Below are 22,813 nucleotides of genomic sequence, written 5' to 3'. Positions count from 1 at the left end.
GCTGGTTTCCACGCATGCTTAGCAACCGGAAAAATACCTGTCCAACGCTTCGGCATACTTTTGGTCGTACCAGAGTGTTGCTAGTGTCCGGTCCAAAATTCGGAGAGGAAACGGCGTATGAAAGTCAGGCATTTCGACCGCATCGGCAATGGCGGTCTGGACTTCACCGAACTCGGCTTCGGCACCGCGCCGCTCGGCAATCTCTATCGCGCCATCTCCGACGACGACGCCAACGCCATCCTGGAAAAGGCCTGGGAAACCGGCGTGCGCTATTACGACACCGCGCCGCTCTACGGGCTTGGCCTCTCCGAAACCCGGCTCAACCGCTTTCTGCGCGGCAAGCGCCGCGACGACTACGTGCTGTCCACCAAGGTCGGCCGGCTGATGCGCGTCTCCAAGCCGGAGGAGCGTACCGGCATCGGCAAATTCTTCGAAACGCCGACGCGCCGTGAGGTCTACGACTACAGCTATGGCGGCGTCATGCGCTCCTTCGAATTTTCGCTGGAGCGGCTGGGCGTCGACCGTGTCGACATCCTGTTCGTGCACGACGTCGACATCTTTACCCATGGCAGCAAGGAAGCTTCCGACGCCCGCATCGAGGAATTCATGCGCTCCGGCTACGATGCGCTGATCGCGCTGCGCGACCAGAAGGTCATCAAGGCGATCGGCGGCGGCATCAACGAGTGGCAGGTCGCGCAGACGCTGGCCGAGCGCGGCGACTTCGATCTTTTTCTCCTCGCCGGCCGCTATACGCTTCTGGAACAGGAGGCTTTGAACAGCTTCCTGCCGCTCTGCGAAAAGCGCGGCATCGGTATCGTCCTTGGCGGGCCATATAATTCCGGCATCCTTGCCACGGGCGCGAAGCCCGGCGCGTACTACAATTACGAAGCGGCGCCGCAGGACATCCTCGACCGCGTCGCCCGCATCGAGGCGGTCTGCAAGCGCCACGGCGTAAAGCTGATAGAGGCGGCGCTGCAGTTTCCTCTTTCGCATCCGTCGGTGGTTTCGGTCGTTCCCGGCGGCCAGCGCGTCGCCGAGGTCGATAGCAATCGCTCGTTGATGGACGCGAAGATCCCGGAAGGCCTTTGGGCAGACCTGAAGGCCGAAAAGCTGCTCCGCGAGGACGCTCCGTCAAGCTGAATGGCCGATCGGCAGCGCTTGATGGCAGCAACGGCTTGCAAGCATTCGAACTTTCGGGCTTGACGCAATTCCGGCAAGGCACGTAGCGCCGGTTGCCGCCTGTGGCTACGCCTTCATCGATATTTGAGAGACAAGAAATATGGAACAGATCACCGATTGGGACGATGCCTATGCCAACCGCGCCTATATCAAGGATGCGAACACCATCGTCGACCAATGGCCTGTGGATGCGAAAGCGTTCCGCGACGAGTTGGGGCAATCAGGGCGGATGCGGGCCGACATCCCTTACGGCCCGCACGCCCGCAACCGGCTAGACCTGTTCCTGCCGGAGGGAAAACCCAAGGGGCTGGCCGTCGTCGTCCATGGCGGCTACTGGATGCTGTTCGACGGCAAGACGTTTTCGCATCTGGCGAAGGGTGCGGTCGAACAGGGATTTGCCGTTGCGGTCCCCAGCTACGTGCTCTGCCCGGAGGCGCGGATCACCGATATCACCCGGCAGATCGGCGACGCGATTTCCGTCGCAGCCAAGGAGGTCGACGGGCCGATCCATCTGACCGGCCATTCCGCCGGCGGCCACCTGGTGTCGCGCATGGTTTCGGCGACCTCGCCCCTCTCATCTGATCTTCGGTCCAGGCTGCGGAAAACCGTGTCGATCTCGGGTGTGCATGACCTTCGCCCGCTGATGAACACCAAGATGATCGAAACCCTGAAACTCGATGCGGTCGAAGCCAAGCACGAAAGCCCCGCCCTGCTTTCGCCACTCGACGGGATCGACATCACCTTCTGGGTCGGCGCGGACGAACGGCCGGAATTCGTGCGCCAGACGCGATTGATGCGGGACGCCTGGAGCGGCGTAGCGCCGGAAATCGTGGTCGAGCCGGCAAAACACCATTTCAGCGTCATCGAAGGGCTGACGGATCGCAACCACGCTCTGGTCCGATCGCTGCTTGCCCTGTAAGAAGGGCCGGATAGCCAACCGGAGTTTCCATGCGAGCCGTCTTTGTCCAGCTTCAGTGTACACCTGGCAAGACCTATGAGGTCGCTGGCGCGCTCTACGAGCGCGAGGTGGTGTCGGAACTTTATTCGACGAGCGGTGAATACGACCTGCTGATGAAGATCTATCTCGAGGACGAGGTCGACATCGGCAAATTCATCAACGAAAACATCGCCAACGTGCCGGGCATCGTGCGCTCGCTGACGACCCTGACCTTCACCGCATTCTGAGCCGACCGCTTACGACGACGCCCTGGCGGCGCCGCGTTCGGCGCGGCGCGCCGCGATCTGCCGCATGGCGGCGACGCGGCGGCGGAAAATCTCGTTGCGCATCGCCATCAGGTGCAACGTGAAGAACAGCACCGTGAACCCGACGGCCATCACCAGCAGCGGCCACAGCAGGCTCGGATGGATGGTCGGGCCGTCGAGGCGCAGCACCGATGCCGGCTGGTGCAGCGTATTCCACCACTCGACCGAGAATTTGATGATCGGGATATTGACGAAACCGACCAGCGTGATGATCGCGGCGGCGCGCGCCGAGCGCTGGGGATCGTCGAGCGCCCGCGTCAGCGAGATGATGCCGAGATACATCAGAAACAGCACGAAGACCGAAGTCAGCCTTGCGTCCCAGACCCACCAGGTGCCCCACATCGGCTTGCCCCAGATCGAGCCGGTGACCAGCGCCAGCGCGGTGAAGACCGCGCCGATCGGGGCTGCCGACTTGAGCGCGACATGGGCCAGCGGGTGCCGCCAGACCAGTGTGCCCAGCGCCGAAAGAGCCATCAGCGAGTAGCACATCATCGACAGCCAGGCGAACGGCACATGGATGTACATGATCCGCACTGTAATGCCCTGCTGGTAGTCTTCCGGCGCGGTGAAGGAGAGATACAGGCCGATCGCCAGGATGATCCCCGAGACGGCGGCGAACCACGGCACGAGACGGTCGGCAAGCGCCAGGAACCGGGTCGGGTTGGCGAGATCAGCCCACCGCCCGGTCCGGGAAATCGTCTGGTTGCCAGGAGTATCGCTCATCGGCTCTACATAGACTGCGCTGCCGATCGCCGCAACGCGGCGAAAGGTCGAAGCGGCCTTCCCACGAACCGGTGAGCGTAAAACCGCTACCGGCTCAGGCAGCCTCGTCCTTCACCGAGATGCGGCTCAGGCGGCGGACCTCCTCGTCGGACAACAGGCCGCCGGCGCGCAGCAGGGCGGCGAAACGGCCGTTCGTCGCCGACAGTTCGGAAAAGCCGCCCATCTCGACGATGCGGCCTTTGTCCATGAAGATCACCAGATCGGCATCGCGGACGGTCGTCAGCCGGTGGGCGATGATGAAGGTGGTACGGCCCCTGCGCAGCCCGTCGATGGCGTCCTTGACACGCGCCTCGGTCTCGACGTCCAGTGCGCTGGTCGCCTCGTCGAGCACGAGGATCGGCGCGTTCTTGAGGATGGCGCGAGCAATGGCCACGCGCTGGCGCTCGCCACCTGAAAGCTGTCCGCCACGCTCGCCGACGCGGGTGTCGTAGCCCTCGCTCTTCGCCAGGATGAATTCCTGGGCCGCGGCGGCCTCGGCGGCGGCGTGAATCTCGACGTTGCGCGCGCCCTCGCGGCCGATCCTGATATTGTCCTCGATCGACCGGTTGAACAGTCCGGCGTCCTGGAAGACAGCGGCGATCGACTGTCGCAGCGAATGCTTGGTGACCGTGCTGATGTCGGTGCCGTCGATCAGGATACGGCCGTGCCTGGGTGAGTGTACCCGCTGCAGAAGGTTGATAAGAGTGGTCTTGCCGGCGCCGGTCGGGCCGACGATCGCCACCGTCTGGCCGGCCTTGACCTCGAAGGAAACGTCCTCAAGCCCCTCGCCCGTGTCAGGGAAGGCGAAGCTCACGTCATCAAAGCGCACGCGACCGTCGACATTGCCGAGATCCGCCAGACCCTCCGGCTCCGCGGCGACTGCTGCTGCCTGCTCCAGGTCGTAGAACGCCTCAAGCTTGGCGCGCGCCTCGAAAATCTGGTTGGCAAAGGCCGAAAGCTGATCGAGCCTGCTGATCAGCAGCGTCGCGAAGCCGGTGAAGGCCACGATGTCGCCGATGCGAAGCTGGCCGCTCTGTACCAGAAGCGCGCCGATCAACAGGACGACCATCATCGAGATCGTCGCCGACAGCCGGTGGAGCGCGCTCGCCAGCGCCCACCAGTCGAGAACGGGGAACTGCGCGTCGAGCAGGCGGCGCGTGTAGGTCTTCAGCGCCTCGGTTTCCTGCGTGACCCGGTTGTAGCTCTGCAGCACGGTGACGTTGCTCACCGAATCCGTGACGTGAGAAACGACCTCGTGGAAATGGGTCTCGACGCGCGCCTGGCCGTCCTTGGTCTTGCGCATCACAAGCCGGCCTATGGCGACGTAGAACACGCCAAGCATCAGCAGCACGGCCGACATGCGCAGATCCATCGACATGGCGGTCGGGATAAGCAGCAGAAGCGCCACGGCCGTCGACAGATGGGTGCGCATGAATTCCAGCCACAGGCTGAAAAGCGTCTCCACCGCCCGCAGCAAGGTATGCAGCGCATTGGAGGTGCCGCGTTTCTGATGCCAGGACAAGGGCATCGAAATGACGCGCTCGAAGGATTCGCAAAGGACGGCGACGCGGCGCGCGTGTGCAAGCCGGTCTGCGCCACGGGCAACCAGTACGAACGCAACGATGTTGAAGGCGCCGAGGCCGGCCCAAAGCGCCAGCGAGTCGACGAGCTCATCCTTGTCGGCGATGGCGTCGATGATCTGGCCGAAAAGCACCGGCTCGGCGATGGTGACCATGCCCAGCCCGATATTCGCCGCGCAGATCAGGGCAACCTTGTGCTTTTCCGCTGCTAGGTAACGGAGCGCCCGCCAATAGACTTCAAACAAAGTCACGCGAATACCTCATACCTGAAACATTGTGCGTTGCAGCAATCGTCAAGAGGTACTGACTGCGGCCCCGCACTTCAATGCCCCCCTACACACCCGGTTCCCTAAATTCGAACAAAAGATCGTAACCGCGCGCAACTTTTCGTGATCACGTAACGGTTTGAGATTTAAGGAAAAAAGGCATCGATGCGGCAAAATCATGGCAATCGATACCCAATTTGTGATCTCAGCCGCCAGCGCCGCGAAGCGGAATGACGTTGGAGCGTTCCGCACCCGTCTTCGCGCCGGCCACCCGAAAGCTTTGTCCCTGCAGTTTCTTGCCGTTTACTTCCACCATCGAAGCCCCAGTGCCGGCCTCGCGCAAGACGCGGATACGATAGCTTTCATTGTCAAGAACTAGGGTTGCGGAGTAGCCTTCCCAATCACCGGGAATCGCAGGATTGACAATGACTTCGCTGCCTTTTCGAGTAATGCCGAGGATGCCCTCGACGGCGGCGCGATAGAGCCATCCGGCCGAGCCCGTGTACCAGGTCCAGCCGCCACGCCCGCCCTTGTCGTCGCTCGAATAGATGTCGGCCGCGACCACATAGGGCTCGACGCGGTAGCGCTCGGCGGCGGTCTCGTCGGCTGCATGGTTCACCGGATTGAGCATGCGGAAACAGCGCCAGGCATCATCCGTCCGCCCCATTTTAGCCAGCGCGATGACAAACCACGTCGCGGCGTGCGTGTACTGGCCGCCATTCTCGCGAACGCCCGGCGGATAGTTTTTTATGTAGCCGGGTTCCTTCTTCGTCTTCGAGAAGGCCGGGGTGAACAGCTTGACGATATCGAGTTCCGTATCGACCAACCGCTCGAAGGCAGACTCCATCGCCTTTTCGGAACGCTTCGGATCGCCACCGGCGAGCACGCTCCAGGACTGGGCGATCGAATCGATCTGGCATTCGTCGGATTTATGCGACCCGAGCGGCGCGCCGTCGTCGTAGCTGCCACGGCGATACCACGCGCCGTCCCACGCAGACTGCTCCAGCGCCTTCTTGAGGACCTTCGCATGCGCTTCCCACTTCGCCGCCTGGGCGTCGTCCTTGCGGTCGCGCGCGATCGGTGCAAAGTCACCCAGCGCCTTCAGGAGGAACCAGCCGAGCCAGACGCTCTCGCCCTTGCCATGCGCGCCAACGCCGTTCATGCCGTCGTTCCAGTCGCCGCCCAGCATCAGCGGAAGCCCGCTCGGCGCCGACCGTGTTATCGCGAGGCCGAGCGCGCGGACGCAGTGCTCATAGAGCGTCGCGGTTTCGCGGGTCTGCTCCGGTGTAAAGAAGGCGTCGTGCTCTCCTTCCTTCAGTGTGGCACCGGAAATGAACGGTATCTTCTTGTCGAGGATGGTCGGGTCGCCAGTCACCTCAATGAAATGCGCGGTTGCATAGGCTAGCCAGACCACGTCGTCCGAGATCATCGTGCGGACGCCGGCGCCGGTGCGCGGGAGCCACCAATGCTGTACGTCGCCCTCCAGGAATTGGCGGGCGGCGGCATTGAGGATCTGCTCATGCGCCAGATTCGGGTCGTGCATCAGGAAGGCGAGTGTATCCTGAAGCTGGTCGCGGAAGCCGAAGGCGCCGCTCGCCTGGTAGAAGGCCGAACGTGCGCGGATACGGCAGGCGAGGCTTTGATACGGCAGCCAGTTGTTGACCATGGCGTCGAGCGCCTTGTCGGGCGTCTCGACCTGCAGCGTGTCGAGGAAGCCGCGCCAGGCGGCGTCGTTCTCGGCCAAGCGTTCGTCAAAGTCCAAGGCGCGGTGGCGGGCGATAAGTTCACCGGCTTCCTGCGCCGATCCCGCATCGCCCATCATCCAGAGCAGCGACACTTCGGCACCCGGCGCGATTTCGACTTCGCGGGCCATCGCCGCGCAGGGATCGAGGCCGGCCTCGATCTTGCCCGACAGCGCCAACCCAGCACTGGCCGTAACCGGCCATTCGACCGAACCTTCCGGCCCGAGGAATTCGCCACGATCCGTCGTCACCGACTCCGCCTTTTCGTCGGACGCCAGGAAGGCGACACGATCCGAGAAATCCAGGCTGTACGGATTGCGGGCGAGCAGCGCGCCCGTCTCCGCGTCGAGCGAAGGCACGATGTTCGGCGCCGAGAGCGCCCGGTTGTTGCCGAGCACCCATTCGACATAAGCGTAGACGGTGAATTTTGCCGCCAGCGAACCGGTGTTGCGCAGCTTGAGGCGCGCGAGTTTAACCGGATCCTTGGGATCGACCGTCTGCGTCAGTTCGAGCGAAACTGTCCCGCGTTTGGCGGCGAAAGTGCTGACACCCTGCCCGTGGCGAGCCTCATAGGTCACCGAGGGATCACGCGCCACGCAAGCGAAAGGCGAATAGAGCTTGCGGCTGGCGTGGTCGTAGACATAGAGCGCCTCGCCCGGGCGGTTCGACACCGGATCGTTGGACCATGGCGTCAACTGGAAGTCGCGGCTGTTGCGGCTCCAGGTGAAGGACGCGCCCTCGGCGGACGTATGGAAGCCGAAGGACGAATTGGCGATGACGTTGATCCATGGCTGCGGCGTGAAACGTGTGCCCGCAAGCCGCACAACATAGTCGCGGCCATTGTTGGCGAAGCCGCCATAGCCGTTCCAGAGTTCCAGCCCTGATCCATCGGCCGCGACGTCGCGCCGTTCGGCGAGCCGCGCCACCGGCCGGATATCGGCCATCGGCGTGGCGGTCGTGGTTGTTTCGGCGGCCCGAAGAGCATCGCGGGCCTTGAGCGCCTCAGCCTCGGCGCGCTCGACCTGGTCGAAGACCGTGCCGTTGCGGGTGTGCAGCACGATACGCGCCACCGCCAGCAGCGTCTTGTAGGACTCCTCGTCCATGAGGTCGCGCCGCACGGCAAATATATGCTGGCGCGGGCCAAGCTCGGTGCCGCGGGCACGGCTGTTCTCGCAGAGCGATTCGATCGCCTGCTGCAGGTCTTGAACGTACGACGCGGCCTGCTCGTTGAGGATGACGAGGTCGGCGACCAATCCCCTCGCCCGCATGTATTCCTGATATCGCAGCGCCTGCGCGACGATCTCGAGATCGGCAACATCGCCGATGCGCACCGTGAAGATCGGATAGTCGCCGGAGATCGCCATCGGCCACAGCGCCGATTGCTTGCCGAGGCCGGCCGCAATCGTCTCCGGCGCGGTGCGCAGGTACGGATCGGGATATATGAGGTAGCGCGCCAGTCGCTGGACGTTGGCGGCATCGGCGAGGCTGAGGCCCATATGGCGGGTCTGCACCTGCGAGCGCGTCCACGACAGCATCGCCTGACGCGCGAAGCTTTCCGGATGATCGAGCAGGGCGACCACCGCTTCGATCTCGCCGCGATTGGCGCCGACCACCGTCCAGAAGGTCAGTTGCACCTTCTTGTTGGCCGGCACGCGCACGCGCCGCCGCAGCGCCATGACCGGGTCGAGCACGAAGCCGGCGCTTCCGCCGAGGGTCGCGCCGGGATCGAAGGCCGCCGGATCGGCGATGCTGCGACCGCGCCCGATGAAAGCGCGCCGGTCGGTTTCGGCCTCGGTCTCGCGGGCAACACCGGAGGCGTCGGTGACAAAATGCGCCGCCTCGACATCCGGCTCGTTCTCCGCACGCTTGCGGCGGCGCGCAAAGATCGCGTTGCCGCCGCGTCCGATCTCGGTCTCGACGAACATTTTTGAGAAAAGCGGGTGTGCCACGTCGTTGGCATCCGGCCCCAGCACGAACTCGGCGAAGGAGGTCACCTCGATATGACGGTCGACATCGCCGTCATTGTTCAGGGTGACCCGCCTGCCTTCGCCGTTGCCCTCGGAGACGACGATGCATTCGACTTCCGAGCGCAGCGTGCCCACGGTTTTGACGAAGGTGGCCTTGTCGTCGTTGAAATGCGCATAAACCCTCTCACCTTCGGCACGGCGGGGCTCGACCGTCGTCGACCACCACTCGCCGGTCTCGATATCGCGCAGGAAGACGAAGGTGCCTTCCCGATCCTCCGACGGATCGCCTCGCCAGCGGGTCACCGCAAGGTCCTGCCAGCGGCTGTAGCCGGTGCCCAGCGCCGTAACCATTACCGAGTAGCGGCCATTCGACATCACGTTGGTGGCGCGCAGCGCATGCGCGGGATTGAGGACGGTGCGGCTGTCGTTGCTGGTCTCGTCCTCCTCGACGGCCACCTCGTCGTCGGCCTCGGTGCGGACGGTGGCCACCGGAATATGGCGCGGGGCCTTCTCCTGCAGCAGCAATTCGGCCGCCTCGATGACCGGATCGCTGTGGAAGCGGTCGCGCATCCTGCCCTCGAAGATGGCGTTGGCGACGGCGACGATCGACATGCCCTGGTGGTGGGCATAATAATTGTAGACGACCGCGTGGTCAGTGCCTTCCGGCACGCGCTGCGGCGTGAAGTCCACCGCGTCGTGGAACCCGTATCGCCCGAGCGCGCCGATCGACTTCAGCCGTTCGAGATTACGCATCGCCTCGTGCGGCATGAACTGCGCCGCGAGAATCGTCGCATAGGGCGCGATCACCGTGTTCTGGGCCAGACCGCGCTTGAGGCCGAGCCCTGGCACGCCGAAATTGGTGTACTGATAGGTCATCTCGCGGTCGCGCGCATTGTATGCGGCCTCCGAAATGCCCCACGGAATGCGCTTCGAGCGGCCGTACTGGATCTGGCGGTGAACGATCAGCTTGTTGGTCTGGTTGAGGATGCCGCCCTGCGGCTCCTTCATCACCAGAGGCGGCATCAGGTATTCGAACATCGATCCCGACCAGGACAGCAGCGCGCCCTGGAAGCCGATCTCGACGATCGGCCGGCCGAGCCGGAACCAATGGTCTGTCTGGATGTCGCCCTTGGCTATGGCGAACAGGCTGGTGAGCCGCGCCTCCGAGGCCAGCAGATCATAGCAGGCTTCGTCGAGTTGGTGCTGCTCGACCCGGTAGCCGATGGACAGCAGCTTGCGGTCTTGTCTGAGCAGGAAGGAAAAATTCATCTCGAAGGCGAATCTGCGCGTGCGGTCGCGCAGTTCGATCAGCTTGGCGCGAAGCGCCTCGACCGCCTTGTCGTCGCTGTGGGCATCATGGACATGCGCCTCGCAGGTCGCCAGCAGCTTCTCGGCCCATTCGGACAGGATGACACTCTTCTCCGAACCCACTTCGGCGTGCATGGCGCCCGCCAGCTTGCGGATCTCGCCCGCCAGCACCGTCAGGTTGATGGTGCGGATCGAAGCCATTTCCGGCTGGCCCTTGATGGTCTCGACGGCGCGGCGCACACCTTCGATGCGGTCGCGCAGCCGCTGGCGCAGCGGCCGCAACTGCCTGCGGTCGTCGGGCAGTTCGTCGAGGCTTTCCTCGAGGATGGTCACCGTATCGAGCAGTCCGTCGAACTCGCCCTGCAGATGGACGGAGGGCGCCTCCGCCCATTCGTTACAGGCGGCGGCGACGGCTACGAGGTGGCCGGCAAGATTGCCACTGTCGACCGCCGAGATATAGAGCGGATAAAGCGGCCGGAGCGTGTTCGTCTCATACCAGTTGTAGAGATGACCCTTGAAGCGCTCCATGCCCTCGATGGTCGCCATCGTCTGGTCGATGCGGGTGACGGCTTCCGACAGGCTGATCCAGCCGAAGTCGCGCGCGGAGACCGTCGACAGAAGATAGACGCCGATATTGGTGGGCGAAGTGCGCGGTGCGACCAGCGGCAGAGGCGTTTCCTGAAAATTGTCGGGCGGCAGGAAATGCTGCTCAGGCGTGACATGCGCCTCGAAATAGGCCCATGTACGGCGCGCGACGACGCGCAGCGCCTTGCGGTCGAAATTCGAGACGCGCAGCCGATCCTCTGTCTCGGCCGAGCGGCTGATCAGCCAGGCGAAGGCCGGCGATCCGGCCCAGAAGATGGCGAAGAAAAAGGCGACGAAGGCGCCGGTCGAATCCGCCATGACGGGGATGACCAGTCCTACGACGGCAATGATCACCGCGCCGTACATCATGCGATAATAGGATGTTAGCGTGTTGTCGCCGGACTTGTGTGCCTGCGAGGCCGTGCGCCATTCCAGCATGTGCTTGCGGCTGACGAACAGCCGGTAGAGCGTGCGGATGATCGCGTCGCCCATCATCCAGGCCGAATGCGCCATCAGCACAATCTTCAGCGCGACCATCGCGGTGCCGAATGCCGCGTCATGGAAGAGCGCGTTGAAATGCCCGCGCGCCGTCGCATCGGCGCTCTTGGGAAGGATGGCGTCGACGACATTGAAGGTCGGGGCCATGAACAGGCTGAGGATCAACAGGGCCTGCCACTGCGCGGCCTGCGTGAAGGGCAGGAGCGTCCAGCCGGCGACGGTCGCCATCACCCAGAAGATCGGGGTGATCGAGCGCCTGAGATTGTCCACCATCTTCCAGCGCGACAAGGCCGGTACGCCCGAGGTGGGATCCAGAATATAGGGCAGCAACTGCCAGTCGCCGCGCGCCCAGCGGTGATGGCGTGACGCATCGACCGAATAGCGCGTGGGATAATCTTCCACCACCTCGACATCGGTGACCAGGGCGCAGCGGCTGTATGCGCCTTCAAGCAGATCGTGGCTGAGAACCGTGTTTTCGGAGATGCGTCCCTTCAGCGCCGCCTCGAATGCGTCGACGTGATAGAGCCCCTTGCCGGTGAAGGTGCCCTCGCCAAAAATGTCCTGATAGAGGTCGGAGACTGTGAAGACATAGGGGTCGAGGCCGCGGTTAGCGGAAAAGACCCTCTGGAAGAAGGAGGCCTCGTCGCCGGTGGTCAGCGACGCGGTGACACGCGGCTGAAGGATCGAGTAGCCGTGAGTTACTTTCCCGGTCTTGGCGTCGAACTCCGGACGGTTCAGCGGATGGGCCAGCTTGCCCACCAGTTCGGTGACCACGTCGCGGGTCATCTTGGTGTCGGCGTCGAGCGTCATCACATAGACGATGTCGCTCGGCAGCGGATGCTCGGTCGGCATGAAGGTCGTGTCGCCGTCGCCGCGCAACAGCATGTTCAACTCATGCAGCTTGCCGCGCTTGCGCTCCCAGCCCATCCAGCAGCCTTCGGATTCGTTGAAGAGCCGCCGACGATGCAGGATGTAGAATTTCGGAGCGCCCTGCGACGGGTAGCGTTCGTTCAGGAGCGCGATTTCTTCCCGGGCGTGTTCGAGGATCTCCAGGTCGGCGGTGCTTTGCTCGGTGTCGCTGTCCGGCCAGTCGGACAGCAATGCGAAATGCAACGCACCCTTCATGTTGGCGAGATGATGGACTTCGAGCGTGCGTACGGCCTCTTCGACGTCATCGCGCGAATTGATCAGCGACGGCACGACGACCAGCGTTCGCGCCTGGTGCGGAATGCCTTCCTTGAATTCGTAGCCCGGCAGGCGGGTTGGCTCCAGGAACAGCAGGACGACCGTGTTGAAGAACGACATGGCGCCTTCGCTGGCCGGCACCGCGAACAGCACCAGCATGAGCGCTATCGCCCAGCCCGGCAGACCGATGCCAGCCAGCGCCATGCCACTGGCTGCTAACAGGATCACCGTGAGGAAGAAGACGGGAACGGCAATGCCCAGCCATCCCGTCGACCGGAAGGCGCGGACCAGCCGGCGGCCGAAGCCGGGCTTGTAGCCGATCGCCCTTTCCAGTTCGGGACGGCGTTCACCGACGAGGAAGAAACCGACATCGGTTCCTTGCGGCGTGCCCTGGTCGTCAAGTGGATCGCCCGGCCGCGATGACATGCCCGCAAGCTCGGTGGCCCGCTTGGCAACCTCGAACTCGGACAAATTGGAGCGTCGGGCCAGTTCCTCGATCTCGCCGCGATATTGGTTGCGCGATTCGAAATCGAGCGCCGCATAGTCGCCACGCTGGCGCAGTTGCTCGTCGATGCGGCTGACGCCCTCGAACCAGTCCGGCCAATCGACGTCGTTGATCAACCGCAGACCGCGAATGATATTGCCGGCCGTGACGTTGCCGCTGGATAGGGTGTGATGCTCGCCGAGCGTGATTTCTTCGGCGTCCGATCCGGATTTTTCCAGCTCTTCCTCGAGCCAGATCAGCGCCTCGCCGGCATTGTGCGAGCCGTCGCGCAGGCGGTAGAGGAGTTGCGTCGCGAAGGTTGTGTCGCGGGCGTGAGCAGCATAGCCCGACATAATCTTGCGCCGGTCCTCACCGTCGCCGGAGGCCAGCACGCGGTCGGCCACTTCATTGGCGATCTGCCGCATCTCGCGCGCCCGCTTGACGCGCACCGCGATGCGGCGAAGGTTTTCGACCAGTACGAAACGCAACAGTGAGGGCAGCGCCCATAATTCGCCGATACGGAACGGCTCGGCGCTCTGGAAACCATCGACAAGCGCCTTCAGCATCTGCGCCGAAACGGCGCTGTCGGAATGCGCGACATAGGCCCAGGCCAGCGCCAGGGCGCGCGGCACCTCGCCGCCGCCCGGCAGCTTCATCGACGGCAACTGGCGATAGAAGCGCTGGGGCAGATCGCGTTTGATCTGGAAAATCGTCTCCTCGACCAGATAGTTATTGTCGAGCAGCCATTGCGCGGCCGGCGTTATCGGCTCACCGCGGGCCTGCGCGGCATTGGTCGAGCGATAGGTTTCCAGGATCTTCGCAGCGTTGTCGCGATGGCGCGCCTGAAAGTCGAACGCCTTAAGCCCGTAGAGGCTTTCCAACTCGTTGCGCGCAAGGCTTTCGCCGAGAGAGCGCAGACGATCCTCTTGGAGGAAGGTCGACCGAATGGGCTGCTCAGCTTCGGCTGGGAACAGCAAAGTCGCAGTCTGGGTGGCTTCGGGCCGAGCCTGAATATTCATGAAACGACAGATTCCAGGGTACAAACAGGGAGACCACGGCGAATGCCGCAGCCGGAATCAAGGCTTAACCGCTTCAGATGGCAAAAGTTGCATTGCAACACCAGCCGATCCTCACTTCAGCCGCGACACAATGACTTTCGAAACTCGATTGCTCCGGCAGCTTGCCGAAACCAGCCGAACCCGTCCGGTCGGCGATGCAAAGCGGCGAGATTTTGGCTTTTTCGTGATTAAAATGAGCGCGTCCCAAATATCGCGGACGCGTGGTCAGACGCGCCGGATTTCGACCGTGTAAACCAAGGCAAATGGACGAGGACGAAGCCTTGCTTCGGTCCGGCCATTCGACCAGATCGCGGTGTCGTGGCGGGCGAGTTCGATCTGCTCGTCACCCATATCCACTTGCAATCGTCCTTCGGCGCAAAAGATGGCCACGTCATGGCCGCCGGGCGCGATATCCACCGCTTCCGCGAGATGCAGTCGGCGAACCCTGTGTTCGACACGGCCACGCCGCGACATGACGTTGAGGTCAATGACAGTGCCGGCGATCAGTTCGGCCGAGGACGCAGCGTCGGCGGCGAAGACATGCGGCTCGGAGGTTTTCGTCAGTTCGACAGGCGCGTCCGCGCCGATGTACAGACGAATGCCTTCGCCTTCGAGGATCGACAAGGTGCGGTCGATGCCGGAAAATGTCGAAAAAGGGCCGTCCGTCTCGACGGTGGCCATCGACAGCCGCCAGTCGAAATTCTCAAGCCCTGCGCCATCGGGGGATACAGCGATCTCGGCCGTCGTGCCGCCACCATTCTTCCACCGCATGACGCGATGGTCGGCGGCCCGGACGACCGTGAAGCCGTTCACCCGAGGATTCCGGGCAGGTTGAGCTGCTGCTCGCGCGCGCAGTCCAGCGCAATCTCGTAGCCCGCATCGGCATGACGCATGACGCCGGTCGCCGGATCGTTCCACAGCACCCGTTCGAGCCGGCGCGCCGCATCTTGCGTGCCATCGGCGACGATGACCATGCCGGCATGTTGCGAAAAGCCCATGCCGACGCCGCCGCCATGATGCAGCGACACCCAGGTGGCGCCGGACGCCGTGTTGAGCAGTGCGTTGAGCAGCGGCCAGTCGGAGACGGCGTCCGATCCGTCCTTCATGGCCTCTGTCTCGCGGTTGGGCGAGGCGACCGAGCCGGAATCCAGATGGTCGCGTCCGATGACCACGGGCGCTTTCAGTTCACCCTTGGCCACCATCTCGTTGAAGGCGAGACCCAGTCGATGGCGGTCGCCGAGCCCAACCCAGCAGATGCGCGCCGGCAGGCCCTGGAAGGAAATACGCTCGCGCGCCATATCCAGCCAGTTGTGCAGGTGGGTGTTACCGGGTGTCAATTCCCTGACCTTGGCGTCCGTCTTGTAGATGTCCTCCGGATCGCCGGAAAGTGCCGCCCAGCGGAACGGGCCGATTCCGCGGCAGAACAGCGGCCGGATATAAGCTGGCACGAAGCCCGGGAAAGCAAAGGCGTTCTCGAAACCTTCGTCCTTCGCCACCTGGCGGATGTTGTTGCCGTAGTCGAGCGTCGGCACGCCGGCGTTCCAGAAGCCGACCATCGCCTCGACATGCTCGCGCATCGAGGCACGCGCCGCCTTCTCGACCACCTTCGGATCGCTCACGCGTTTCTCACGCCATTCAGCCAGCGACCAGCCTTTCGGCAGGTAGCCGTTGAGCGGATCGTGAGCGGAAGTCTGGTCGGTCAGCATGTCGGGCATTATGCCCCGGCGCAACAGCTCTGGCACGATGTCGGCGGCGTTGCCGAGCAGGCCGACCGACTTCGCCTCGCCCGCCTTCGTCCAGCGGTCGATCATCGCCAGCGCCTCATCGAGTGTCTCGGCGCGCTCGTCGACGTAACGGGTGCGCAGGCGGAAATCGATCGAGTCGGGATTGCATTCGATGGCGAGGCAGCAGGCGCCGGCCATGACGGCCGCCAGCGGCTGCGCGCCACCCATGCCGCCGAGACCCGCGGTAAGAATCCACTTACCCTTGAGGTTGCCGCCATAGTGCTGGCGGCCGGCCTCGACGAAGGTTTCGTATGTGCCTTGCACGATACCCTGCGTGCCGATGTAGATCCACGAGCCGGCCGTCATCTGGCCGTACATCATCAGGCCCTTCTTATCGAGCTCGTTGAAATGCACCCAGTCGGCCCAGTGCGGCACCAGGTTGGAATTGGCGATCAGCACGCGCGGCGCGTCGGCATGGGTGCGGAACACGCCGACCGGTTTGCCCGACTGCACAAGCAGCGTCTGGTCGTTCTCGAGCGTCGTCAGCGAATCCACGATGCGGTCGAAATCGTGCCAGGTGCGCGCCGCGCGTCCGATCCCGCCATACACCACAAGCTCGTTCGGGTTCTCGGCCACGTCCGGGTCTAGATTGTTCATCAGCATCCGGAGCGGCGCTTCGGTCGTCCAGTATTTGGCATTGAGCTTGTCGCCACGCGGGGCGCGGACTTCGCGGATGTTATGGCGCGGATTGGTCATGATACGCTCCTATGACGGCGGCCAAGGCTCAAGCGGCGAGCCGCCGGGCGATGGTTTCGAGTTCGGTCAGGATTTTTTGGAGGTGGACGCGCAGACGGACCGCCTTGGCCACGTCATAGGCGAAGGGCAGGCTCTCGCTGGCAAGGTGCGTGGACTGCGTCAGTTCCATCTGGATCGCGTGGACGCCGCTTGATGGCTGTCCGTATTGGCGCGTCGTCCATCCGCCCTTGAAGCGGCCATTGACGACATGCGTGTAACCTTCTGCTTTCGCGCAGGTTTCGTGCACCGCCGCCTCTATCTCGGGGGCGCAGGTCAGCCCGTTGTTGGTGCCGATGTTGAAATCCGGCAGCTTTCCGTCGAACAGGAACGGGCAATGCGAGCGGATCGAGTGGCAATCGTAGAGGATCGCGACGCCATGTTCGGCCTTTACCCGCTCGATCTCGGCGGCGAGCGCTGCGTGATACGGTCGGTGAAAGGTCTCCAGCCGCCCGGCGATATCGGCTTTGGTCGGCGCCTCGCGCCAGATCGGCTGGTCGTCGAAATCCGTCAGTGGCACCAGGCCGGTCGTGTTCTGGCCGGGATAGAGGCTTTGGCCGGACGGGTCGCGATTGGCGTCGATGACGTAGCGATGGAACGTCGCCCGCACCATTGTCGCGCCAGGCAGGAGGCCCAAGTAAAGACGGTCCACATGCCAGTCCGTGTCCCGGAGTTTTTGTCCCTCGTCATTCAGACGCTCTCGGACATCGGGCGGAACGAACGTGCCGACATGCGGAAAACCGAGAATGACGGGAGATGTGCCGCGGGTGACTTCGACCGGGTTCATGTGCTCACCCCATCAAGGTCGCACTCCGTCCAACACCCCTCATCCGACCTCGCTTCGCTCGGCCGCCTTCTCCCACAAGGGGAGAAGGGGGAGTTTCGCGCCGACCTTGCCGCCAATCTCCGACGTTGGAAACTTGCAGAGGCTAAGCGGCAGCCCTCCACCTTCTCCCCTTGTGGGAGAAGGTGGCCGAGCGAAGCGAGGTCGGATGAGGGGTGTTGCACGAAGTTCGACCTATGCAAGTTCGGGCAATATTTCTTCCGACACGCTGGCGTTCAGCGTGCCGGACAACACCAGATCGGCACCGGCGGCGAGATCATCCGCCATGTATCGGTCGACCTCCAGATCGGGCACGGCAGCACGGATCGCGGCATGCGCCCTAAGCAACTCGGTCCCTGTCCTCAATGGCGCGCGAAAATCCACGCCTTGCGCGGCGGTGATAGCCTCGATGCCGATTATGCCGGCGAGGTTTTGGGTCATCTGCAACAGTCGCCGCGCGCCGTGGCAGGCCATGGATACGTGGTCCTCCTGATTGGCGGAGGTAGGCGTCGAATCCACCGAAGCCGGATGGGACATCTGCTTGTTCTCGCTCATCAGCGCGGCTGATGTCACCTCGGCGATCATCAAGCCGGAATTCAGCCCCGGCTTCTTCGCCAGGAAAGCGGGAAGCCCGAAGGACAGCGCCGGATCCACCAAGAGCGCGATGCGGCGCTGGGCGATCGCGCCGACCTCGCAGACGGCGATGGCGATCTGGTCGGCGGCGAAGGCCACCGGTTCGGCATGGAAATTGCCGCCCGACACCACCGACCCGTCGGCCAGCACCAGCGGATTGTCGGTGACGGCATTCGCCTCGGTTTCCAGCGTGCGCGCCGCCATGCGCAACAGGTCGAGGCAAGCGCCGTCGACCTGCGGCTGACAGCGGATGCAATAGGGGTCCTGGACGCGCTCGTCGCCCTCCAGGTGGCTGTCGCGGATTTCCGAACCTTTCAGCAGCGCCCGCAGCGCGGCCGCCGTGTCGATCTGGCCGCGATGGCCGCGCAATTCGTGGATTTCGGCATGGAACGGCGCGGAGGAACCCATGGCCGCGTCGGTCGACAGCGCACCGGTAATCAGCGCCGAGCGCGCCGCGCGATGCGCGCGAAACAGGCCGGTCAGCGCCAGCGCGGTTGAGACCTGCGTGCCGTTGATCAGCGCCAGACCCTCCTTGGCGGCCAGCACGATCGGCTTCAGCCCTGCCTTTTGCAGCGCGGCCTGCGCTGGCATCCGTGCGCCTTCGAAAAAGACATCGCCGACGCCGATCATCGCCGCCGTCATATGCGCCAGCGGTGCGAGGTCGCCGGACGCACCGACCGAACCCTTTTCCGGAATGACCGGCACGATGCCCTTCGCCAGCATCGCCTCGATCAGTGCGATGGTTTGCGGCCGCACACCCGATGCGCCTCGGCCGAGCGAATTCAGCTTGAGCGCCATGACCAGCCGCACGATCTCCGGCGCCAGAGGATTGCCGACACCGCAGCAATGCGACAGGATCAGGTTGCGCTGCAACGTCTCGACGTCATTTGCCGGAATGCGCACGCTGGCGAGTTTTCCGAAGCCGGTATTGATGCCATAGACCGGATCGCCCTTGGCTACGATGCCGGCAATGACCGCAGCACCCGCGGCGATGCGGTCGCGCCCGGTCGGGTCGAGCGACGGCACGGCGCCATCCAGAACGTTGCGCCAGTGACCAAGCGGAACCGCTCCGGGCCGCAGGACGATCTCGTTCATTGGCCCCTCCAGAGACGCTTGTGCAGCGGATTGAATCCCATGCGGTAGACCAGTTCGGCCGGCCGCTCGATGTCCCATATCGCAAGGTCCGCCCATTTGCCGGCTTCCAGCGTCCCGGTCTCGCCGGAGAGGCCGAGCGCGGCAGCGGCGTTGCGGGTGACGCCCAACAGGCACTCTTCCACTGTCATGGAAAACAGCGTCGCCGCCATGTTCATGGTCAGCAGCAGAGAGGTTAACGGCGATGTGCCGGGATTGCAGTCGGTCGCGATCGCCATCTTCACGCCGGCGTCGTGGAAAAGCTGGATCGGCGGCTTTTTGGTCTCGCGAATGAAATAGTATGCACCGGGCAGGATCACCGCGACCGTGCCGGCCTTGGCCATCGCCGCGGCGCCATCCGCGTCGGTGTATTCGAGATGGTCGGCCGAAAGCGCGCCATAGCGGGCGGCGAGCGCGGCGCCGCCGAGATTGGAAAGCTGGTCGGCATGGAGTTTCACCGGCAGTCCGAGCGCCTTGGCCTTATCGAAAACGCGCAAAATCTGGTCCGGCGAAAAGGCTATACCCTCGCAAAAACCGTCGACCGCGTCGGCAAGCTCTTCGGCGGCGATCGCCGGCAGCATGTCGTCGACGACTTTGGCGATGTAGGCATCCTTGTCACCGGCGGCCTCCGGCGGCAGTGCATGGGCGCCGAGAAAGCTGGTCCTGACGGAGACGGCACGCTCATATCCGAGCAATCGCGCGGCGCGCAGCGATTTGGCTTCATTTTCGAGATCGAGCCCATAGCCGGATTTGACCTCGACGGTCGTCACGCCTTCCGCGATCAGTGCGTCGAGGCGCGGCAAGGTTTCCCGGACCAGATCCGTTTCGCTCGCGGCGCGCAACGCCTTGACCGACGACACGATGCCGCCCCCTGCCCGCGCCACTTCCTCATAAGTCGCGCCGGCCAGCCGCATCTCGAATTCGTTGGCGCGGTTGCCCGCGTGGACGAGATGGGTGTGGCAGTCGATCAGCCCGGGCGTGATCCAGCGGCCCTGGCAGTCGACCGTCTCGGCATTGGCGGCTAAGCTCGCCGGCAGTTCCGCGTCCGGTCCGGCGAAGGCGATCTTACCGTCAATGGACGCGACGGCGCCGCGCTCGACGACGCCCAGGCCCGAGCAAGGCCTCGCCATGGTCGCCAGCCTGGCGTTGCGCCAGATGCGCGCGCCCGTCGCTGCTCTCCGTTCCGTTTCGGCCATTGACTTTTCCGCTTCCCAATCGGCCAAATATGTATATACATAATGAGCGACGACGCAAGTGGGTGATCACGACGTGACGGGAATTTTTGCCAGGGAGGCGCTGCTGGCCGATGGATGGGCCGAGAATGTGCGCATCACGGTCGAGCAAGGCGCCATGGCCAGCGTCGAGCCCGACGCTTCGCCTGCGCCAACCGACGAGCGCGTCGCCATCCTGCTGCCGGCCATGCCCAATCTGCATAGCCACGCCTTCCAGCGGGGCATGGCGGGGTTGGCCGAGACACGCGGTCCTGGCGATGACAGTTTTTGGTCGTGGCGCGAGGTCATGTACCGTTTTGCCCTGTCAATGACGCCCGAACAGGTCGAGGCGGTGGCCGCGCAACTCTATGTTGAGATGCTGGAGACCGGTTTCGGCCGCGTCGGCGAGTTCCACTATCTTCATAACGATCGCGACGGCGGGTCTTATGCGAATATCGCCGAGATGGCGGAACGCATCGCAGCGGCGGCTGCCGAGACCGGCATCGCGCTTACCTTGCTGCCGGTCTTCTACGCTCATTCCGGTTTCGGCGGTCTCGCGCCGAACAACGGGCAGAGGCGATTCATCAACGATATCGGATCTTTCTCGCGGCTGCTTGAAGCAAGCCGTCAGGCGGTGGCCGGCTTGTCCGATGCCGTCGTCGGCGTCGCGCCGCACAGCCTGCGCGCGGTGACGGCTGAGGAACTTGCGGCGGTCATCCAGTTCGCGTCGTCAAATCCGATCCACATCCATGTCGCCGAGCAGACGCGCGAGGTGGACGATTGCATCGCCGCGACGAGCGCGCGGCCGGTCGAATGGCTGCTCGCCAACGCGCCCGTCAACGAAAGCTGGTGCCTTGTCCACGCGACCCATATGACAGAGGAGGAGACCGAGGCAATGGCCAAGAGCGGTGCGGTCGCCGGCCTCTGCCCAGTTACCGAGGCCAATCTCGGCGACGGCACATTTGAGGCCCGCCCCTTCCTGACGAATGGCGGAAAATTTGGCGTCGGTTCGGATTCCAACGTGCTGATCGGCGTCGCGGACGAACTGCGGCAACTCGAATATTCGCAGCGGCTTCTTCATCGCCAGCGCAACGTTCTGGCGCCGGCCGGAGGCTCCAATGGCCGAGCGCTTTTCGACGCAGCCCTCGCCGGCGGCAACCGGGCGCTGGCTGGCCGTCCCGCCGGCATCGCAACGGGCAATGCCGCAAGCTTCGTGTCCCTCGCCCCCGGCGGTCCCTCGCTCGCCGGCAAATCGAAGGACGCCATCCTCGACGCCTGGATTTTCGCCAGCGGTGCGAAAATCGACTGCGTGTGGGTGGGCGGGCGCAAATGCGTGGCGGAAGGCCGGCATTTCCACCGGGAGGCCATTGCCGAGCGCTTCAGGAAGACGATGATCGCGCTTGCGGAAGCATGATGGAGAATCGCTGGCGATGACGGATTTGGACGTGATGGAAAAGCCTGGCGGCGAGGAAGCGCCGTCGCTCCACCAACGCATCCTCTCCGACATCTCGGAAAGAATTGTATCCGGCGAATGGGCGCCCGGCCACCGCATCCCGTTCGAATACGAGCTTTCGGCCGCCTACAGCTGTTCGCGCATGACGGTGAACAAGGCGCTGTCGCAACTGGCCAAGGCCGGCATGATCGAGCGCCGCCGTCGTTCCGGCAGCTTTGTTCGCCGACCGAAATCGCAAGCGGCGGTCCTGGAAATCCACGACATCAAGACCGAGGTGCTGGCGCTCGGCCTGCCCTATCACTACCGGCTCGAATCGCGGCGCGTCCGTCGCGGAACGGCCGAGGACCGCGAGCGGCTGGGCTTGGCGGGGCCTTCCGCGGTCATCGAGTTGATATCGGTGCATTTCGCCGGGCCGCGCCCGTTCTGCCACGAGAACCGCGTAATCAGCCTGAAGACCGTGCCCGAGGCCGAGCATGAGCCTTTTGCGGAGATGGCCCCCGGACCGTGGCTGGTGGCGCGCATTCCGTGGAGCGTGGCCGAACACCGCATCCGCGCCACCGGCGTGGAGGCCGGCATCGCGGCGATACTCGACATCGACGCCGGCACGCCCAGCCTCGTGGTCGAGCGCCAGACCTGGAGCGCCGACCAGCCGGTGACGCATGTGCGCTTCACCTATGCGGGCGACAGCCACTCGCTGGTCGCCCGCTTCACCCCTTCGCACTAGCACAGGGGACAGTTTACTTTTATCCCCCCGCGCCAGCCTTGCCATCGTGACGCCGCTCTTGGGATAAAAGTAAACTGTCCCCGGCGCTTACTTCAGATCGCAGCCGTGATGATGATCTCGACCTTGTAGTCGGGTGTTGCGAGCTTGGCTTCGCCGGTGGCACGGGCCGGCGTGTTGCCCTGCGGCACCCAAGCGTCCCATACGGCATTCATTTCCTGGAAGGTCGACATATCGGCCAGCCAGATGATCGCCTGCAGAATCTTCGTCTTGTCGGTGCCGGCCTTGGCGAGCAGATCGTCGATGCTGGCGAGGATCGCCTTGGTCTGCGACGTCACGCTTTCGCCCGGCGCGCCGACCTGGCCGGCGAGATAGACCGTGTTGCCGTGAATGACGATGTCGCTCATGCGCGGACCGACACCAAGTCTCTTTACACTCATATTCATTC

At 63.8% G+C, this 22,813-nt stretch carries 14 protein-coding genes; 5 read left to right on the top strand and 9 right to left on the bottom strand.

What is annotated here, in order from left to right; all coding sequences use genetic code 11:
- Positions 1–117 precede the first annotated feature (117 nt).
- The 3 genes from ABMA59_RS18340 to ABMA59_RS18330 all read left to right on the top strand — a co-directional run bounded on the left by ABMA59_RS18340 (position 118) and on the right by ABMA59_RS18330 (position 2,364).
- Positions 118–1,140 (top strand): aldo/keto reductase, encoded by a 1,023-nt coding sequence (locus ABMA59_RS18340; protein ID WP_349006821.1) that lies wholly within the window; start codon positions 118–120, stop codon positions 1,138–1,140.
- Between the two features lie 139 nt (positions 1,141–1,279).
- Entirely contained in the window at positions 1,280–2,098 is an 819-nt protein-coding gene (locus ABMA59_RS18335; RefSeq protein WP_349006820.1) for an alpha/beta hydrolase, read from the top strand.
- Positions 2,099–2,127: 29 nt separating this feature from the next.
- Positions 2,128–2,364, top strand: coding sequence for an Lrp/AsnC family transcriptional regulator (locus ABMA59_RS18330; protein ID WP_349006819.1), 237 nt, complete (start codon positions 2,128–2,130; stop codon positions 2,362–2,364).
- A gap of 9 nt (positions 2,365–2,373) precedes the next feature.
- On the opposite strand, the gene ABMA59_RS18325 is transcribed toward ABMA59_RS18330, so the two are convergent.
- The 8 genes from ABMA59_RS18325 to hutI form a co-directional block, all read right to left on the bottom strand.
- Positions 2,374–3,165, bottom strand: a complete 792-nt coding sequence (locus ABMA59_RS18325) for a heme ABC transporter permease (RefSeq protein ID WP_349006818.1) — start codon at positions 3,163–3,165, stop codon at positions 2,374–2,376.
- Positions 3,166–3,259: 94 nt separating this feature from the next.
- Positions 3,260–5,035, bottom strand: a complete 1,776-nt coding sequence (locus ABMA59_RS18320; protein WP_349006817.1) for a glucan ABC transporter ATP-binding protein/ permease — start codon at positions 5,033–5,035, stop codon at positions 3,260–3,262.
- A gap of 220 nt (positions 5,036–5,255) precedes the next feature.
- Entirely contained in the window at positions 5,256–13,838 is an 8,583-nt protein-coding gene (locus tag ABMA59_RS18315; RefSeq protein ID WP_349006816.1) for a glycoside hydrolase family 94 protein, read from the bottom strand.
- A 264-nt stretch (positions 13,839–14,102) separates the two neighbouring features.
- Positions 14,103–14,690: a HutD/Ves family protein gene (locus ABMA59_RS18310; RefSeq protein ID WP_349006815.1), complete on the bottom strand. Its 588-nt coding sequence runs from the start codon at positions 14,688–14,690 to the stop codon at positions 14,103–14,105.
- Entirely contained in the window at positions 14,687–16,357 is a 1,671-nt protein-coding gene (gene hutU / locus ABMA59_RS18305) for a urocanate hydratase (RefSeq protein WP_349006814.1), read from the bottom strand. The genes ABMA59_RS18310 and hutU overlap by 4 nt, the downstream gene beginning before the upstream one ends.
- A gap of 28 nt (positions 16,358–16,385) precedes the next feature.
- A complete protein-coding gene (gene hutG, locus ABMA59_RS18300; RefSeq protein ID WP_349006813.1) occupies positions 16,386–17,180 on the bottom strand; it encodes an N-formylglutamate deformylase in 795 nt (264 codons plus the stop codon).
- A 231-nt stretch (positions 17,181–17,411) separates the two neighbouring features.
- The gene (gene hutH / locus ABMA59_RS18295; protein ID WP_349006812.1) at positions 17,412–18,944 is read right to left on the bottom strand and encodes a histidine ammonia-lyase; all 1,533 of its coding nucleotides are present in this window, start codon (positions 18,942–18,944) and stop codon (positions 17,412–17,414) included.
- On the bottom strand, positions 18,941–20,176 hold the full coding sequence (hutI, locus tag ABMA59_RS18290) for an imidazolonepropionase (protein WP_349006811.1): 1,236 nt from the start codon (positions 20,174–20,176) through the stop codon (positions 18,941–18,943). Before hutI ends, hutH begins: the two co-directional genes overlap by 4 nt.
- A gap of 73 nt (positions 20,177–20,249) precedes the next feature.
- Between hutI and ABMA59_RS18285 the strand changes: the two genes are divergently transcribed.
- Both ABMA59_RS18285 and hutC read left to right on the top strand, forming a co-directional pair.
- Complete coding sequence (locus ABMA59_RS18285; RefSeq protein ID WP_349006871.1) at positions 20,250–21,605, top strand: formimidoylglutamate deiminase; 1,356 nt, start codon at positions 20,250–20,252, stop codon at positions 21,603–21,605.
- 16 nt (positions 21,606–21,621) lie between these two features.
- Positions 21,622–22,368, top strand: coding sequence for a histidine utilization transcriptional repressor HutC (gene hutC / locus ABMA59_RS18280; RefSeq protein WP_349006810.1), 747 nt, complete (start codon positions 21,622–21,624; stop codon positions 22,366–22,368).
- Positions 22,369–22,460: 92 nt separating this feature from the next.
- Here hutC and ABMA59_RS18275 read toward each other — a convergent pair whose 3' ends face one another.
- Complete coding sequence (locus ABMA59_RS18275) at positions 22,461–22,805, bottom strand: RidA family protein (protein WP_349006809.1); 345 nt, start codon at positions 22,803–22,805, stop codon at positions 22,461–22,463.
- Between the last annotated feature and the right edge of the window lie 8 nt (positions 22,806–22,813).

The sequence above is a fragment of the Mesorhizobium yinganensis genome (genome assembly GCF_040081985.1).
Classification (GTDB): Bacteria; Pseudomonadota; Alphaproteobacteria; order Rhizobiales; family Rhizobiaceae; genus Kumtagia; species Kumtagia yinganensis.
This window is presented reverse-complemented; position numbering and strand designations above follow the sequence as displayed.

Bases quoted from the DNA above. Each gene is read 5' to 3' on its own strand.
- ABMA59_RS18340 (WP_349006821.1), top strand. From the start codon at position 118: ATGAAAGTCAGGCATTTCGACCGCATCGGCAATGGCGGTCTGGACTTC.
- ABMA59_RS18335 (WP_349006820.1), top strand. From the start codon at position 1,280: ATGGAACAGATCACCGATTGGGACGATGCCTATGCCAACCGCGCCTAT.
- ABMA59_RS18330 (WP_349006819.1), top strand. From the start codon at position 2,128: ATGCGAGCCGTCTTTGTCCAGCTTCAGTGTACACCTGGCAAGACCTAT.
- ABMA59_RS18325 (WP_349006818.1), bottom strand. From the start codon at position 3,165: ATGAGCGATACTCCTGGCAACCAGACGATTTCCCGGACCGGGCGGTGG.
- ABMA59_RS18315 (WP_349006816.1), bottom strand. From the start codon at position 13,838: ATGAATATTCAGGCTCGGCCCGAAGCCACCCAGACTGCGACTTTGCTG.
- hutU (WP_349006814.1), bottom strand. From the start codon at position 16,357: ATGACCAATCCGCGCCATAACATCCGCGAAGTCCGCGCCCCGCGTGGC.
- hutG (WP_349006813.1), bottom strand. From the start codon at position 17,180: ATGAACCCGGTCGAAGTCACCCGCGGCACATCTCCCGTCATTCTCGGT.
- hutH (WP_349006812.1), bottom strand. From the start codon at position 18,944: ATGAACGAGATCGTCCTGCGGCCCGGAGCGGTTCCGCTTGGTCACTGG.
- hutI (WP_349006811.1), bottom strand. From the start codon at position 20,176: ATGGCCGAAACGGAACGGAGAGCAGCGACGGGCGCGCGCATCTGGCGC.
- hutC (WP_349006810.1), top strand. From the start codon at position 21,622: ATGACGGATTTGGACGTGATGGAAAAGCCTGGCGGCGAGGAAGCGCCG.
- ABMA59_RS18275 (WP_349006809.1), bottom strand. From the start codon at position 22,805: ATGAGTGTAAAGAGACTTGGTGTCGGTCCGCGCATGAGCGACATCGTC.